At 38.1% G+C, this 16928-nt stretch carries 17 protein-coding genes; 12 read left to right on the top strand and 5 right to left on the bottom strand.

Going from position 1 to position 16928, the window contains the following annotated elements; translation table 11 throughout:
- Window positions 1-173 precede the first annotated feature (173 nt).
- From EL165_RS09170 to EL165_RS09160, 5 genes are all read left to right on the top strand, one after another.
- Window positions 174-1067: an urea transporter gene (locus EL165_RS09170; protein WP_002977664.1), complete on the top strand. Its 894-nt coding sequence runs from the start codon at window positions 174-176 to the stop codon at window positions 1065-1067.
- Between the two features lie 202 nt (window positions 1068-1269).
- A complete protein-coding gene (locus tag EL165_RS26290; protein ID WP_232529178.1) occupies window positions 1270-1743 on the top strand; it encodes a peptidase associated/transthyretin-like domain-containing protein in 474 nt (157 codons plus the stop codon).
- Window positions 1740-2240 carry a hypothetical protein gene (locus EL165_RS26285; protein ID WP_232529177.1) on the top strand — a complete coding sequence of 167 codons (501 nt, stop codon included), beginning with the start codon at window positions 1740-1742 and terminating at the stop codon, window positions 2238-2240. Before EL165_RS26290 ends, EL165_RS26285 begins: the two co-directional genes overlap by 4 nt.
- A gap of 74 nt (window positions 2241-2314) precedes the next feature.
- Window positions 2315-3514 carry a TonB-dependent receptor gene (locus EL165_RS26280; protein WP_232529176.1) on the top strand — a complete coding sequence of 400 codons (1200 nt, stop codon included), beginning with the start codon at window positions 2315-2317 and terminating at the stop codon, window positions 3512-3514.
- A 163-nt stretch (window positions 3515-3677) separates the two neighbouring features.
- Window positions 3678-4568 carry an AraC family transcriptional regulator gene (locus EL165_RS09160; protein ID WP_002977666.1) on the top strand — a complete coding sequence of 297 codons (891 nt, stop codon included), beginning with the start codon at window positions 3678-3680 and terminating at the stop codon, window positions 4566-4568.
- A 126-nt stretch (window positions 4569-4694) separates the two neighbouring features.
- Here the strand turns inward: EL165_RS09160 and EL165_RS09155 are convergent, their stop codons facing one another.
- Window positions 4695-5801 carry a DNA topoisomerase IB gene (locus EL165_RS09155; RefSeq protein WP_002977667.1) on the bottom strand — a complete coding sequence of 369 codons (1107 nt, stop codon included), beginning with the start codon at window positions 5799-5801 and terminating at the stop codon, window positions 4695-4697.
- Between the two features lie 196 nt (window positions 5802-5997).
- Window positions 5998-6435 (bottom strand): DUF6526 family protein, encoded by a 438-nt coding sequence (locus EL165_RS09145; RefSeq protein ID WP_002977669.1) that lies wholly within the window; start codon window positions 6433-6435, stop codon window positions 5998-6000.
- A gap of 562 nt (window positions 6436-6997) precedes the next feature.
- Here EL165_RS09145 and EL165_RS09140 point away from each other — a divergent pair.
- The 4 genes from EL165_RS09140 to EL165_RS09125 all read left to right on the top strand — a co-directional run bounded on the left by EL165_RS09140 (window position 6998) and on the right by EL165_RS09125 (window position 11429).
- A complete protein-coding gene (locus EL165_RS09140; protein ID WP_002977670.1) occupies window positions 6998-8767 on the top strand; it encodes an aminopeptidase P family protein in 1770 nt (589 codons plus the stop codon).
- Between the two features lie 444 nt (window positions 8768-9211).
- Window positions 9212-9778 carry a Crp/Fnr family transcriptional regulator gene (locus EL165_RS09135; RefSeq protein ID WP_002977671.1) on the top strand — a complete coding sequence of 189 codons (567 nt, stop codon included), beginning with the start codon at window positions 9212-9214 and terminating at the stop codon, window positions 9776-9778.
- Between the two features lie 53 nt (window positions 9779-9831).
- On the top strand, window positions 9832-10854 hold the full coding sequence (locus tag EL165_RS09130; protein ID WP_002977672.1) for a hypothetical protein: 1023 nt from the start codon (window positions 9832-9834) through the stop codon (window positions 10852-10854).
- Window positions 10851-11429, top strand: coding sequence for an NAD(P)H-dependent oxidoreductase (locus tag EL165_RS09125; protein WP_002977673.1), 579 nt, complete (start codon window positions 10851-10853; stop codon window positions 11427-11429). The genes EL165_RS09130 and EL165_RS09125 overlap by 4 nt, the downstream gene beginning before the upstream one ends.
- Window positions 11430-11723: 294 nt before the next feature.
- Here EL165_RS09125 and EL165_RS09120 read toward each other — a convergent pair whose 3' ends face one another.
- Both EL165_RS09120 and EL165_RS09115 read right to left on the bottom strand, forming a co-directional pair.
- A complete protein-coding gene (locus tag EL165_RS09120; protein WP_002977674.1) occupies window positions 11724-12446 on the bottom strand; it encodes a siderophore-interacting protein in 723 nt (240 codons plus the stop codon).
- 87 nt (window positions 12447-12533) lie between these two features.
- Window positions 12534-13397 carry a helix-turn-helix domain-containing protein gene (locus EL165_RS09115; protein ID WP_002977675.1) on the bottom strand — a complete coding sequence of 288 codons (864 nt, stop codon included), beginning with the start codon at window positions 13395-13397 and terminating at the stop codon, window positions 12534-12536.
- 306 nt (window positions 13398-13703) lie between these two features.
- On the opposite strand from EL165_RS09115, the gene EL165_RS09110 reads away from it, so the two are divergent.
- The 3 genes from EL165_RS09110 to EL165_RS09100 all read left to right on the top strand — a co-directional run bounded on the left by EL165_RS09110 (window position 13704) and on the right by EL165_RS09100 (window position 16372).
- Window positions 13704-14279 carry a helix-turn-helix domain-containing protein gene (locus tag EL165_RS09110; protein WP_002977676.1) on the top strand — a complete coding sequence of 192 codons (576 nt, stop codon included), beginning with the start codon at window positions 13704-13706 and terminating at the stop codon, window positions 14277-14279.
- An 87-nt stretch (window positions 14280-14366) separates the two neighbouring features.
- A complete protein-coding gene (locus EL165_RS09105) occupies window positions 14367-15854 on the top strand; it encodes a serine hydrolase domain-containing protein (protein WP_002977677.1) in 1488 nt (495 codons plus the stop codon).
- 11 nt (window positions 15855-15865) lie between these two features.
- On the top strand, window positions 15866-16372 hold the full coding sequence (locus EL165_RS09100; protein ID WP_002977678.1) for a DUF3592 domain-containing protein: 507 nt from the start codon (window positions 15866-15868) through the stop codon (window positions 16370-16372).
- A 9-nt stretch (window positions 16373-16381) separates the two neighbouring features.
- Here EL165_RS09100 and EL165_RS09095 read toward each other — a convergent pair whose 3' ends face one another.
- A complete protein-coding gene (locus tag EL165_RS09095; RefSeq protein ID WP_041461650.1) occupies window positions 16382-16927 on the bottom strand; it encodes a hypothetical protein in 546 nt (181 codons plus the stop codon).
- Window position 16928: the final 1 nt, after the last annotated feature.

Genomic DNA, 16928 nt, shown 5'->3' with positions numbered 1-16928 from the left:
GAGTGAATTGTTTAAAGTTTAAAGTTTAAGGTTTAAAGTTGTTATCCTTTCACTAATAAATTGACAATTCACCATTCACCTGCGAAGCAAAATTGATTCTGTCTCCAATGTCTATCATCTATCCGTTTCTTATCAAATTAATATCCACAATCATTAATACAATTAAAAAAACTATGGACGAATTTTTCAAAAAACTACCTTTTTTAGACAATATATTAAAAGGAATCGGGCAGATTATGCTCCAGGAAAACAGATGGACCGGGCTTCTGTTTCTCATAGGGATCTTCATGGGAAGCTGGCAGTGCGGAGTTGCGGTATTGCTTTCAACAGCAGCCGGAACTTTTACTGCAACGAAGCTTAAATACGATCAATCTGAAATCAATGCGGGACTGTACGGCTTCAGTGCAGCGCTGGTGGGAGTAGCATTGGCATTTCTTTTCCAAACTACGGTATTGATCTGGATTTTAATCCTATCAGGTGGAGCATTGGCTGCCGTTATCCAGCATTTCTTTATCCAGAAGAAGATTCCGGTGTTTACTTTTCCTTTCATCATTATTACATGGGTATTGGTTTTTGCATTGCATCATTTTACCCACATTCCACCTTCCGCCATGTTAAGCAGTGAAGTAGTTCCTACAGAATATGATGACTTTCTAACATGTACCAATGGGTTTGGTGAAGTAATCTTTCAGGGAGGGGTACTTTCAGGAATGATTTTCTTCCTGGCTGTTTTCATCAGTTCTCCGGTAGCAGCGTTATACGGATTAGTCGCATCCATTCTTGGTGCAGGATTATCACAACTGAATGGAGAACCCATCAAAGAAATTCACATGGGATTATTTGGATTCAACGCGGTGCTTTCCGCTATCGTTTTTTCCGGAGTCAAAAAGACAGACGGTCTATGGGTTCTTATTGCTGTCCTTATTACCATTGCCATTGATGATTTCTTAATAGACAATCATTGTCTGGATATCGTTGGCGGAGTATTTACTTTCCCATTCGTAGCCGGAACTTGGATTACACTTTTAATTCAGAAGGTATTTCTTAAAGCGAAATCTAATGGTTAGAGAGTGGGAGAGTTTGAGGGTTTGAGAGTGGAAGATTGTTTAAAGTTCAAGATTTAAAGTTCTTTTAGGATGATTAACGATTCACTTGCGAAGCAAAATTCACTATTGCTATTCCTCTGACTTCTAACCTCTAACCTCTGGTTTCTAACTTCTAAAATCATTAATACATTATACATTTTACATTGTACAAAAAAAATAAAAAATGAAAATAACAAAAATAGCAGCTGCATTTCTGGTCATGACATTCAGTGGAAAAATGATGGCGCAGGAAGCAGAAAAACAGTTGCTGATCAAAGATGCAGATGACAAATTTCCCATTGCCGATGCTTTGGTAAAATATGACCACGGAAACAGCCATACCCATACAGGACCGGACGGCACTTTTGCCATTCCTGTAAAATCCCTTCCTGATACCCTTGTGATCAGCCGTCAGGGATATGATGAGGTAAAATGGGTGGTGACTAATGATGAAGATAAAAATAAAGTTATTTTTTTGCAGCATAAACCATTTCAGATTTCCGAAGTAGCTATCAGTCACAGCTCGTTCTTATCAGCGATTACTAAAGTTGATCTGAATAAATTTCCGGTAAACTCAGCGCAGGATCTGTTGAGAAAAGTTCCGGGACTTTTTATTGCTCAACATGCCGGAGGAGGAAAGGCAGAACAGCTTTTTTGAGAGGATTTGATGCCGATCACGGGACTGATGTAAGCGTGAATGTAGACGGAATGCCTGTGAATATTGTTTCTCATGCCCATGGACAGGGATATTCTGACCTGCACTTTGTGATTCCCGAAACAGTAAACAATATCGATTTCGGAAAAGGGGCGTATTACATGGATCGCGGAGACTTTAATACAGCAGGATATGTAGACTTTCAGACGTATAATGGATTGAAAAACAGTATAATTAAACTGGAAGGAGGTTCATTTAATTCAAAAAGAGTATTGGGAATGTTCAATATTCTGCATGATGATCTGGGCAGAAAAAATGCGTATGTAGCAGCAGAATACAACTATACAGATGGCCCTTTCGATGTGAAACAGAATTTTAACAGAGTCAATATTTCGGAAAATACAACCAATGGCTTACTGATAACGATTATTTCAACATCCAGTTTTCAACATTCAATTCTTCCTGGAATGCTTCAGGACAGATCCCGGAACGTGCCGTAGATGAAGGAATTATTGGAAGATGGGGAAGTATAGATCCTACTGAAGGCGGAAAAACCTCAAGAACAAATCTTCAGATGAATTTTAAGCACATTATTTCATCTTCGGAGCAGATGGATGCGATGGCTTTTTATTCAAAATATAATTTCAATCTGTATTCTGACTTCACCTTTAATTTAAAAGATAAAGATCATGGAGATGAAATCCAGCAGACTGACGGAAGGAATATTTATGGGGCCGAAGTAAAATATACAAAGACTTTTTCCTTTGCCAACAGTTCTTTAAACTGGACGTCAGGAATTGGATTAAGAAATGATGATATTAATACTCTGCAGCTTAATCATGTTTATCACAGATATATGCTGCTTGACAGATTATCCGATGTGACAGGAACGGAAACCAATCTTCATGCTTATTCAGGGTTGATCTGGAAAACCGGAAAATGGACGATCAATCCGGCTTTGAGAGTAGATCATTTTATTTTCAATCTGCATAATCTGCTGGATGCCGAACTGCTGCCTTCCGGACAGTCAAAAGAAGCAACAAGGCTAAGCCCAAAACTGAATTTCTCCTACGCTCAGAATGACAATGTGATGTGGTTTCTGAAAACGGGAATGGGCTTTCACTCCAATGACCTGAGAGTGGTTGTTCCCAATAAGAGCGAAAATACGCTTCCATATTCTATTGGAGCAGATTTCGGGGTAAGGTTACACCCGTTCAAATCCTTGATCATTACTCCGGCAGTATGGTTTATGGATCTTCAGCAGGAATTTGTTTATGTAGGTGATGATGCAGTGGTTGAACCTTCCGGGAAATCAAGACGTTTCGGGGCTGATTTTGGAGTTCGCTTCCAGCCGTTGGAAAACTTTTATCTGAATGCAGATATCAATTATTCTCACGCAAGATTTACTGAAGAAGAAAAAGGTCAGGATTACGTTCCGTTGGCTCCGGTAGTTACGAGTACAGGCTCCGTAAACTGGGATTTCCTGAATGGCTTTTCTTTAGCGCTTCAGTACAGATACCTGGGAGCAAGACCCGCTGTAGAGGATAACAGTATCAGAACCAAAGCCTATTTTGTCAATGACCTAATGCTTTCCTATAACCGTCAGAAATGGGGTGCCAATCTTCAGGTCAATAATCTTTTCAACGTAAAATGGAACGAAGCCCAGTTTGCCACCGAAACTCAGCTTAAAGGAGAAGCAGAACCTGTTACAGATCTTACCTACACGCCCGGAAGTCCTTTTGGAATTAGAGTAGGAGTGTATTATAAGTTCTAAATGAGAGTGAGAGAGTGGTAGAGTTTTAGGGTTTGAGAGTGAAGAATGTGAGTTCCGGGTTTCGGGGTTTTTATTCTCTTGCTTTTTTGCCCTTTTACCTTCTCTGCTGATTCAGTATTGAGTTAAAATATTTTGTATAACTTTAATTAATCATAACAAGGATATGGAAGTTCTGTCCAATTTTCAATATAAAAAACTATTTCTTCCGAATATTACGGACAAAATATTAGCTAATAATGCTGATATACAGTTATATAGGATAGAAAATTATCTTAAAGGAATTCTTATGCCGGTAATTCCATACCGTACAACGTTCAATTTTATTATTTTCGTTACCAACGGGCATATCAGACAATATCTTGAAAATAAAGAATATCATGCTGAAAAAGGAGGTGTGATCTTTATTAAGCAAGGAACAATTACCGCAACTGTTGAACTGTCAGATGATATTGAAGGTTTCTTTCTTGCTTATGAAAATAATATTCTGTCTGAACAGGAACTGCCCAAGCATAAAAGCAGTATTTTCTTCATGACCCCTTTTCTCAATCTGGATAGCCTGACTTATGGAACTATTACTCAGCTTCTCCCGATCATGGAACAGGAATTGTGGCTAAACAACCTCAATGTGAATGACGTAGTGGTAACGATGCTTCATCTTATATTGATCAAAATGCTGAGCACAGATTCTGATACCCACCATAAATCTGCAACACGCCCTATGGAATTATCCCTTCAGTTCCGGGATTTACTCTTTAAATATCATGTAGGAGAAAAGAGAGTGGCATTTTATGCAGACAAACTGTCTGTAACAGAAAGCTATCTGAACAAATGTGTGAAAGGAGTTACCCAAAAATCCCCGAAACAGTGGATCAACGAGATTGATATCAATTACAGTAAAGCATTACTTCACTCCAGCAAGGATATTGCAGAGATTGCTTACGAACTGAACTTTCATACCGCATCCCACTTTACCCAGCTTTTCAAAAAGATTGCAGGAATCACCCCAAAGGAATACAGAATACAGTTTTTGAACAACAACAGGATTTCAATATAATAAGGCTGGAAGCGGGAAGTCAGATGCTGGAAGTATGAAGTAGCCTGATCAAAATAAGTTGAGAATTCAGAAAGTTATTTTAGGAGTTTCATAACTTCCATCTCCCTGCTTCCATTTTTCCAGCTTCTACATCCTCTCATTTTCCAGGATTTTCAGCACCAGCCTTTCCTCCTTTGTAAGATCGGCTTTTCCGTCATTTTCTTCAATAATTTCCAGTTCGTCAAGATACTTTTTGATGGTATTGTTTTCGTAAAGATTGATGACTAAAGGATGGACGTAATATTTTCTGCAGACGGCCGATGTATTCCCCAGATTTTCTGCAACGATGTCCAGGGCCTCTTTTACTTTCTTTTTATACTGAGTATCGTTTTCAGCATACCCGATTTCCTTGAAGGCGATCAAAGCACTCACCGTACCGGACCATGTCCTGAAATCCTTGGCAGTAAAATCCTCACCGCTGATCTCTTTGATATATTCATTCACCATACCTGAATCTACAGAATGGCGGTTTCCTTCATCATCAAAATATTGAAAAAGCTCTTTTCCGGGAATATCCTTACACTTCTGAACGAGTCTCGCCAGCCTTTTACTTCTGAGATCAACATGGTGCATCACCCCCTTTTTGCCCTTAAAAGTGAATGTGATTTTTTGTCCGTTTACTTTCACATGCTTACCTTTCAGGGTCGTTAAGCCAAATGATCCATACAGTTTTTCATAAATAGAATTACCGATACGGATGTTGGTTCTTTGCATAAGGCTTACAATTAAGGCCAGAATTTTCCGCTTTTCAAAATTTCTCAACGCAAGATCCTGTTCTATATGCAGCCTCATTTCTGGTAATGCATATCCGAACTGAAGCATCCTGTAAAATTTTGTATGGTTTCTCAAAGCGCTCCAAAGAGGATGGTAACGGTACTGCTTTCTCTTTTTGACATCAAAACCTGTTGCCTGCAGATGTCCGTTTTCCAGTGCGCAGATCCATACATTTTCCCAGGCCGGCGGAATGACCAGCTTATTGATCCTTGTAATCTCTTCCTTGTCTCTTATTTTTTCACCGTCTTTATAATAGGAATATTTCTTTCCCGTTTTTTTACGGGTAACTCCGGCGGTCTCTGCATCGGTGGTATATACAAGATGTACCGCCTTTGCAGAAGCTTCCGGGTCCTTCATGATTTTAACAATTTTTGAAGGTTTCAGGTGAGAAATGATTTCCAGGTCTGTATTCTTCTCCATAAAGCATGGTTAAGAGTTTTTACCCCTCGAAAAAATCAGTAAAAGAATTCCTGCTATTACACAGACTAAAAGAATTCCCCACCACATTCCTGCCTTGAAAATTGTTCCTACTGCCTCACAGCTTGTTAGTATCAACAAGCTAAATATCGTAATACTGTATAAGCTTAATTTTTTCATAATCGTATATTTTGTGATGTTAGACTCTTAAGTGATCAGCTCTCCAGTTTTTTATAGATCTTTTAATTTCATCTCCTGAGATGTTTTCATGAAGGGCTCTGTATAAAAGCTCTTTGAATTCATCATCATAAGCAAATCTCAATGCGGCAATCTGGTCAAACTTCAGTTTTTCAACAGTTTCATCCGATCTTATGTTGAAGATTTCAAAATACCGTTGCTGAAATTCCAGGATCACCATCCGGTTTTGAAGTCCCAGTGCATAATGCTGCCGTGTCATAAATGCAAGGTAGAAAAGCAGAAAAATCACAATAGAAAACAGGATCCAGATCAACCGGTTTTCCGGGTCATCCCAGATTTTATAAACTCCAAAAATCTCCAATAGGATGAGTATCGGAAGATAAATAAAATGATGTGGCGGATAAAACTTCCTGTGGTTATTGTAGTTTTGCTGTTTCATAAGGTAGAATGCTGCAATAATCTTTCCAAAATTTACTATTTTGATAATAAATTGTTATTTGTGGTATGTTTAGTTGGTTTATTTTGGCTTCTCCGTATTGATATTCTTTGCTGTAAAATTATATTGTTCATATTTCAATATCTAAATATGTTTTTGGTGATAAAACGGAAATCAACGTTTGTATCGGATTTATTAGTATGGTATTGATATTCAGGTGATCACTTTTCTCAATAAAGTTGTTTAAACTTTACAAAACCATAGAAGTCGAAGGTTCTTAAAATACCTGAGTTCACTTAAGTAAGTTTAAAATGAAACCGCAGAAAAGTTCACATAGGATAAAAATCAAAGATTTTCACAAAACTTAAGTGAACTTACTATGCATAAAGTTGGCTTAAAAAACTTAAGTGGTTAAAACTTTTGTGGTTAAAAATAATGACTATAAAGTTTAAAAAGCTTGAAAAAGAATTCCTTTAAAAATAACAGGTTATTACGTAAAATAGCTGTTGATTTCATCTTCCGACTTTAAATTTTTCGTAACTTTCGGTGGTTAAAAAAGAAAAGAATGACTTCAAAGGAAAAAGTTGCTGCGCTTCGTGAAGAAATGCAGAAAAATAATGTTGATGCATTTATTGTATATTCTGCAGACCCACATATGAGCGAATACCTTCCCGAAGAATGGCAGGAAAGAGCTTGGTTGTCAGGTTTCCTAGGTTCTGCCGGTTTTGTGGTGGTTACCAAAGATAAGGCCGGACTCTGGACAGACGGAAGATACTTTACACAAGCTGCTATTGAGTTGGAAGGTTCCGGGATCGATCTTTTCAAAGACGGTATGGAAGGAACTCCTAATTATATCGACTGGATTATTTCAGAAATTCCTTCGGGCGGTAAAGTGGCTGTAAATGCCTTGGCGGCTTCTAATGCCAACTGGGAACTGCTTTCTCAAAAATTTAATTCCAAAAATATTACCCTGACAGATCTTCCGCTTTTAAAAGAAGTATGGAAAGACAGAGGAACTCCATCTGCTAACCCGATTTTTGTACATCCGGTAGAACGAGCAGGTAAATCCGTATCAGATAAACTTGCTGCCATCCGTCAGAAAATGGAAGAGCAGGACGCTACCGTACACATCATATCAAGTCTGGATGATGTCGCATGGACATTGAACCTCAGAGGAAGTGATGTAGACAGCAACCCTGTATTTTTAGGATATATTGTAATTACTAAAAATGATGCTGTTTTATTCACAGGGTTGGAAAAAATGGAAGTAGCGGCTAGAAAACAAATGGATGATGCCTTTGTGAAAATGATGCCTTACGAAGAATTTTACAATTATCTGAAGAATTTCAAAAATGAAAAAGTACTGGTTTCTCCAAACAGCAACCAACAGATTTTTGAAACACTGAAGGCCGATAACCAGTTTATCAAAGCTCCGGTTCCCGGTAATCTGATGAAAGCCCAGAAAAATGAAGCTGAGCTGGAAGGTTTCAGAAAAGTAATGGTAAGAGACGGAGTGGCTATGGTGAAATTCCTTTACTGGTTAACACACAATGCAGGAAAAGAAGCCATGAACGAATATTCTATCGGAGAGAAACTGAGAGGCTTCCGTGCAGAAGGGGAAAACTTTGTAGGAGAAAGCTTCGGTTCCATTGTGGGATATAAAGATAACGGTGCCATCATGCATTATTCTGCCAAAAAAGAAGGAAGCAAAGAAGTAACCAATGAGGATACTATTCTTGTAGATTCAGGAGGTCAGTACCTTGAAGGAACTACAGATATTACAAGAACTTTCGCTTTAGGAACCCCTTCTGAAGAATTTAAACGAAATTCAACACTGGTATTACAGGGATTAATCCGTTTATCAATGGTGAAATTCCCGAAAGGAACAAAAGGGGTGCATTTAGATGCCATCGCAAGACTTCCGTTATGGATGGAAGGAAAGGACTTTAACCACGGAACCGGACACGGAGTAGGAAGTTTCATGAATGTACACGAAGGTCCGCAGAACATCAGAAAAGATCTGAACCCTCAGGAACTTCTTCCGGGAATGGTGCTGTCCAATGAACCTGGATACTATCTTGAAGGACATTACGGAATCCGTCATGAGAACCTTATTGCTGTAAAAGAAGCAGAGAAAACAATTCATGGAACATTCTATGAATTTGAAACATTAACATTCTGCCCGTTCTTTAAAGATACTGTGGTAAAGGAAATCCTTTCAGAAAGTGAAATTGCATGGCTAAACAGTTATCATAAAACCTGTGAAGAAAAGCTTGCTCCTCATCTGGATGGAGAAATTAAAGAATGGTTCCTGCAATTGGTAAGTCCTCTTTAATATGATGAATGATTGTAGGTTGTTGATAATCATTGCTTTAAATCCTTTTTGTAAATCTTAAACAAAAGAATTGTTAGATAAACCAGAGTCCTGTAAGGTATTTCCTGCAGGGCTTTTTCTTTTTACACAACCGTATTTTTACGGATATAATTCTAGGGATTCCACTGATGGATAAAAGCTGAGCCCTGCCTATATTTGTACCAACAAACATCATTCATATCTTCATAAATAACTCAAGTAAATTCAAAGCGGTAATCATCTCGTCCTGAGATGATTTTTTTTTATTAATCGAAAATTATAGTGGGTAAGCTCAAAGCAATTCACGAAATTGATAGGGTCTTTGCTAAAATTCTGCAAAAATTAAAACTTTGTGTTGTTCCGGTATAGAACCTCCGTCTTTTTATTTATTTTCGTAATTCATTAGAAACATCCTTATTTAAAAAAATGATACGTGATTACTTTCGGAGCTTTAATCTCTTTTCACAAGGTGAAATTGAAGAGTTTCTGCAGCTTTTCGAAATCCGAACGCTGAATAAAAATGACTATTTTGTGCAGGAAGGAGAAAGATGCAGGGAAGTAGCGTTTATCAACTCCGGAATTTTCCGGTCTTTCTATACTTCCGATAACGGGAAAGATATGACCTATTGTTTCAAGTTTCCCAATATGATGATTGCTGCGTACTCATCATTTATTTCAGGATGTCTTAGTAAAGAAAGCATTCAGGCAATTACTGATGTAGAATTGCTGATTCTGAAAAAAGAGAAGATGGATCTCCTGGTAAAAGATGCCCTGAACTGGACTCAGTTTTTAAAAATCATTGCGGAACAGGAATACCTTGAACTTGAAACCCGTTTTTTCCAGCTTCAAAGAGACAATGCGGTGCAGCGATATGAAGCATTGTTAAAGAACCATCCTGATTATATTCAGAAAATCCCACTGCAATATCTTGCTTCCTATCTTGGGATTACACAGCGCCACCTGAGCCGTATCAGAAAGGAAATTTCTTTTTAGACATTTGTCCTGTCTGTTAAAACAGATGCACTATACTTTTGTCAAAAAAAGTTATGGAGCAAAATATTTTAATTATTGGAGGAAACGGATTAGTGGGAAAAACAATATCCCGGATCCTCAAATCCAGAAATCCTCATCTTACTGTTTTTATCGGGGGAAGAAAGGGTGGAAAAACAGACAAAGAGCTGAAAATTGATGTTACAGATCCTACTTCTTTTAAGGTTATTCCGGAAAAGAAAATCAGTCTCATTATTCTTTCTGTAAATGATAAAGAAGATCATGTACTTCGTTTCGCAATTGATCACCAGATAGATTATCTGGATATTACGAAGCCTACCCCGGCTTTGGTAAAGGCTTACGATATTGCCGGAAGATCAGATATCAACAGCAGGATTGTTTTCAGTTCGGGCTGGATGGGCGGAATTGTTCCTGCATTGGTTAATACCCTTTCAGATTCAGGTGATATTAATGAGGTGAAGCTCTTTGTTTATTATTCTGTGAAAGATCTGGCGGGGGAGAGCTCGGCTCATTTTATGGCAGAAAACGTAGCGGTTCCTTTTGTGCATTATAAAAATGATAAACCGGTTTCCATCAGACATTTTTTAGATACGGAAGCTTTTAATTTTTCCTTTGGAATAGGGAAGAGAAGTGCATATAATTTTGATGTGCCTGATTTGTACATTCTCAACAAAATAGAAAGAATTTCTGATGTGAGCGTGAAAATGACTTATAATTCAAAATTCATTACCTGGCTGCTGGGGGCATTTCAATATCTCAGAATCTACAATATTTTATCTTTAAAGGAGAGAAAAATGATTTTTGGATCCAGTGGCACCGGAGATCAGGCTGTCTTTGAAATTGTAGTTGATGATCCTTCGGGACAAAAGAAACTGAGTCTGCAGAGCTTAAAAGGACAGGCAGAACTAACCGCTTTATCTGCTGTTCTACACACCGAAGAACTCTTGAGGAATCCACATGAAAACAAGGTTTTTTTCAGCCATCAGCTGCATGAGCCTTTATCATTACTGGCACAGCTTAATGCCTATGATTCTATCAATATCAATGTGACACCATGAAAAAAATAGCAATTATCAACGGACATCCTCATAAAGATTCCTTCAATTTTGGAGTTGCGGAAGCTTATAAGTTGGGAGCTGTAGCATCAGGAGCCGAAGTCAGGGAAATTGTCATCCGGGACTTAGATTTCAACTCAAATCTACAGTTTGGGTACCAGAAAAGGATGGAGCTTGAACCGGATTTGCTCAAAGCCTGGGAAATTATACAATGGGCAGATCATTTGGTTTGGGTGCATCCTGTGTGGTGGGGCGGACTTCCTGCTTTAATGAAAGGATTTATAGACCGGTTATTTTTACCGGGAATGGCGTATAAATACCGGGAAAACTCCGTGTGGTGGGATAAACTGTTAAAAGGAAAAACAGCTCATATTCTTACAACATTGGACCAGCCGGGATGGTATTACCGTTTGTTTTTTGGAAGGCCAAGCGTCAATCAGCTTAGAAAATCTGTCCTGGAATATTGCGGAGTAAAACCGGTTAGAGTTACTTATATCGGGATTATCCGGAATTCGAAGGATGAACAGAGGGCTCAGTGGCTTACGAAAGTAAAGGTGCTGGGAAAGAAACAGAAATAAGGTCCCCGGAATTTTTAACATATGATGTAATGATAACTTTATCCGGCAATAATTTTCTATTGTCAGATAAAGTTTCATTGTTAAAGAAATTACTTAAACTTATCAAAAATATTGGATATATATTAAAACCATGAAGAAGGATTAAGAAATAAAGCATAATTAAGATGAATCATTCTGATTTTTAAGCTTAAAGCGAAGCTTATCTTAATACTCTCAACGCCTTAATACAATCTTAATGTTTCAATAAACAAAAGTTTAAACAAGTTTAAAGTAAAAATACTCTTGTTCCCATTTTTACAGTCCTTTTTTTCCTTCAATCCAATAGGCTTGTGATTTTATGCATTTCGGAGAGATTCCTCTGGCTTTAAGAAATTTCCTGATCAGTGACATTCGTCCTCCGTTTCCGGTAATATAAAAGATAACTTCATCATCGCTAATGGCTTCTTTTTCTTCTGTCAGAAAATCATTCAGTGCCTCAATCATTCTCATGGTATTGTTTTTAGGACTGTGATAGCCGTACAAATTCAGTTTTTCAAGAGCAGATGCTTCCTCCAGCTCATGAAGGCAGATGAACACTGAACCACATTCCTCAGTAGCTTCTTTGATGGAGATTGAGCTTCCCAATGATGTTTCGTCACCTACGGAAAAATGAATTCTTGCATGAGGAATGTAAAACTGTTTTCCCCTTGGCATCAGCATTTTTATAGAATCTCCTTCACTGAGCCGGGTTATAAAACTGCTTCCCACAGCGCCGGCATCATGCAAATGAAACAAGATATCAAAAGTTCCGGTCTCCCTGTTAAAGTTGAAAGGAGAATAATTCCGGAAATCCCTGTCATTGACCCTTATCCCTATTGCATAACCAGGTTCATAAGGGGCATCCTGTAAATCTGTTTCAAAACGTACACAGCGAATATCTTTAGTGATTTCTTCTATATGGATAGCAGTACAGTCTTTAAATTTTGAGGACCACACACTTTCTACAGTATCGTTGATCCATTTAGGTAAACTTGGCATAAGTGATTTTTATTGCAAAGGACGTTGCAAAATCAGAAAATACCGATAGCGGTTTCGGGGAATTAATTGGACTATTCGTGGTTGGGTTTATTGGTGTTGATTCCGGAATTCTGAAGGCGACTGGTCTTCCAGTTTTGAAAATAAACGGCTGAAGTAGGTATGATCACTATACCCAAGCTCATAAGCTACCTCTTTTACGCTCAGATTAGTAAAAACCAGTAATCTTTTGGCTTCAATTAAAATCTCCTGATGAATCCAGTGCTGGGCGGGCTTTCCAGTTACTTCACGGACCGTTTCCGTTAAATATCCTCTTGTAATATTCAGGAGTTCTGCGTACTCGGATGGACTTTTCAGGGTTTTGAATTTCTTTCTGACCAAAATTCTGAATGCTCTCGATAGTTGCAAAGCACGGCTTTCGTTAGAAACAGGGAAATTATTTTTCTGAGAATACATCATCATAAACATTCCCAGGAAGGCATTGAGGAAAGACTGAACAACCAGAAAGCTGTCTTTGGCAGACAGCATTTCATGAGTATATGAATCATGAAGCATCCCTGCTGTTGTGCTGATTTTTTCGCTATATTTCTTATCTACAGACAAGGGCTGTATTTCAACCAGGCATTCATCAAAAAAAGTCCGTACGGCATCGGGAACAAGTTCTGCTTTAACAGCAATAAACCATCCGGAAACATTATTCATTAAAAGTCCCTGATGTACCTGCCCGGGCAATACACAGAAAAGAGTGGAACCTTTTGCTTCTATGGTTCTGAAATCCACCATCATTCTTACGTGGCCGCTTTCCATACAGGTGAAAATATAATGGCTGTCCCGGTGTATTCCTTTGTTCATAAGAGCGTCTTCAGGCCTCTCATTCCATTTATCCATTCTTTTGATATGGAATCTGTGGTCGGAAATACCACTCAGATCATAAGTAGGAATTGTCTGTTTCATTGCTGAGCCTGTTGTGAAGATAATGCAACCACAAAATTACATATTTTCACTGTTTTATGCTCCGGATATTAATCTGAAATTCGCAGTTCATTACATCATGATGTCTTTGAAGCCAGACTTTATATGAATTTACACCGGAATGCGGAACAGAAAAAGTCTTCGGGTTTATTGTTCAACATATACCTTATCATCTACAATTAATTCATGATTTGGCAGACTGCAAATATTGTGTTTTACAGGAATGAACATTTTCAGTGATAAAGCTGTAAATTAGCCGGACAAAATATCCTTTTTCCAATATCAAGCATGTCCAGACTAAAAGCCATAAGAGAACAAAAGAACCTGACTCAGGAAGAACTGTCAGAAAAATCAAAGATTTCTGTAAGAACCATTCAGCGGATAGAATCCGGAACAGAGCCCAAAGGACATACTCTGAGAGTGCTGGCGCAGGTTTTGGAAATAGAAGAATCTGAATTGCTGCATACCCGGACACAAACCATCAATGAAAATACTGGAGGTGAAAAAACAGATGAGGAAGAAAAGGAGCCTCAGATCAATTATTCTTACATCAAAATCATCAACCTTTCATCACTTATTTTCACACTTTTGCCACCCCTGAATATTTTTGTTCCTCTGATGCTGATGTTTACTCTGAAGCAGAACAACAGCCTGGCAAGACAGATCATTTCAGTTCAGATGATCTGGACGGTAATAGCACCCATTACCTTCATGCTCGGAATCTTCTTAAAGTTTGGAAAACAGTTTACCCTTATCCTTATGATCCTGATTGTTCTTTCCAATGTATTTATTATCCTTCGCAATGCAGCCGAAATAGACCGGAATAAAAAACTCTATTTCAGGCTGAAATTCAGTATGATATAAATCCTGTCAGGACTTTGTCGGGTTTTTGTCAGGTCAGTTTTTAATGAAAAATCTGTTAAAAATCTAACCTTTGTCAAAAAAATAATAATGACAAAGTCTTCGCAATTGATCCTTCCTTTTTTTATTCTGTTGATGAATGTATTGCATGCACAGGTAGAAAAAACAGATCCTCTTTATAAAACTATTATGTCGAAAGACAGTTTGCTTTTTACTGCAGGGTATAATAAATGTAATATCGGACAGATGGAAAGTCTGCTAAACGACAGGTTTGAATTTTACCATGATAAAGGCGGTTTTGCAGACAAAAATAAATTTATCAGTGATTTTAAAACCGGATTGTGCAAATCTCCGGAAACCTATCAGGTAAAAAGAGTCCTGATTGATAAGAGCACAGAGATTTATCCCATGTATAAAGACGGAAAGATCTATGCTGCCATTCAGAACGGAGATCACCTGTTTTATGAAAAGGCAGGGAATCAGGCTGAAAAATTAGTGGGGGAAGCAAAGTTTAGCCATTTATGGGTATTGGAAAATGCTGAATGGAAGCTTAAGAATTCATTGAGCTTTAACCATCATCCAAAGCAAACCACTGATAATGAAGCGATGTTTGATAACGATCAGTCGATGCAGAGCTGGCTGAGAGAAAATAATATTCCCACTCTTGGATTAGGAATTATCAGAGAAGGAAAATTACAGCAGGTAAAAGTTTTTGGCGAGGTAAAAAAAGGAATTTCAGCGCCTCAAAATGCCCTATTTAATGTAGCATCGCTCACCAAACCTGTTACAGCAATAGTAGCCTTACGCCTTGTAAGTCTAGGCAGATGGAAGCTGGATGAACCTCTTGATACCTACTGGACAGATCCGGATATTGTAAATGATATTAGGAATAAAAAATTAACAACCAGAATTATTCTTACCCATCAGACGGGATTTCCGAACTGGAGATGGATGAATGCCGATAAAAAGCTGAACTTCCAGTTTGATCCCGGGACAAAATACCAATATTCAGGAGAAGGTTTCGAATATCTGAGAAAAGCATTAGAAAAGAAAATTGGAAAATCACTGGATCAGCTTGCCAAAGAGCTCATCTTTCAGCCTCTCAGAATGAATGATACCAACTATATCTGGGATCAGAATACTGATGCATCAAGATTTGTAACAGGATACAATGAAAAAAAAGAGGCTTACCCAATAGAAAAAATTACCAAAGCTAATGCTGCCGATGACCTGCATACCACCATCCAGGATTATGGAAATTTTATGGTGAGTGTCATGAAAGGAGAAAATCTGAAGCCGGAAATATTCCGGGAAATGATAAAAAAACAGGTAAAGGTTAAAGAAAATAAATATTTTGGGTTAGGCTTTGAGATTTATGATCTGGGAAATAATCATTATGCCTTATCGCATAGCGGAGCAGACCAGGGTACTCGCTGCATTGCCATTATTTTACCCGATTCAGGAAAGGGAATCATTATTTTTACCAATGTTGATGATGGTTATAAGGTCTATGAAAAGCTGGTTCTTCATTACCTTGGAGAAGATGGGAAAAAGATTGTAGACATAGAAACCAGATAACTGTTTATGCAATGAAAATCTTTGTATATTCGGGATATCAATCTGGAAATAAATGCGATAAGATTGTATTTATTTCCAGGATATCTATTATGAACAGAAATAAAAAGAAAGCTATGTGGCAATACTATATCATCTCTGCAGCAGGAATCATTCTGTTTGTGGCAGCTTTGCTGAGTTTCAGAAGCACTCTTTCGTTCTTAAAAAAAGCAGAAAAGGCAACGGCAACCGTTACCTCACTGCGGATAGATGATTCTGACGGCGAAGTATATATGCCGCTCTTTACTTTCCGTACCCGTAATAATGTTGAATATACTTTTGAACTTCCGGAAGGCACCAATCCTTCAGCCTGGTCAGTAGGTGAGACGGAGACTGTTATTTATGATCCGGAAGATCCTTCTTCTGTAAGCTTATATACCTATTTCAGAATTTTTGCATGGCCTTTAATACTGATCTCCATAGCAATGCCACTACTGGTGATTGGCAGCGGGTATTTTATTGCAGAAAAGTTTTTACAGTAATCTGAATTCTTATTTTACCTTTTCAAGGAGATATAATTTAGCACCGGAAAATCCTAATTTGGGCATCAGGTTACCTTCCAGAACCATAGTTTTACTGTTGACATCAATAACAGAAATATAGTTGTTGGAATTATATTCTATATAGTTTTCTTTTTCTTTCGTGGAAGGATTCTTTCCAAACTCCATAGAATACTTCACCCAATCTTCATCCTGGGTGCTGCAGTGTACCGGCTTGAATTTGGATTTTTTGGCCTTGAAAACAATCTGGTCAAAACCTTCTGTACATTCCGAGGTAAATGACCCGTCAGGATTCTGATCTTTAGAAAAGTCCTCAAATGAACCACGGTAAACACCCACTACTTTCCAGGTGCCGTCCAAACGGTCTTCATCTATTTTTCCTTTGGCCTTACTTACCGCCCAGCTGATTCCGTTAACCGTTCCCTTTACGGCTTTATATCCCAGATTTACAGCTCCGGATACAACTTTTGTTGCCGTTCTTACCACACATGAATTGAGAACCAGTACAGCCGAAGCCAGAAATAGTATTTTTTTCATT

Source organism: Chryseobacterium gleum (assembly GCF_900636535.1).
Classification (GTDB): Bacteria; Bacteroidota; Bacteroidia; order Flavobacteriales; family Weeksellaceae; genus Chryseobacterium; species Chryseobacterium gleum.
The sequence above is the reverse complement of the archived record's forward strand: the minus strand, read 5'-3'. Positions and strand labels throughout refer to the sequence as shown.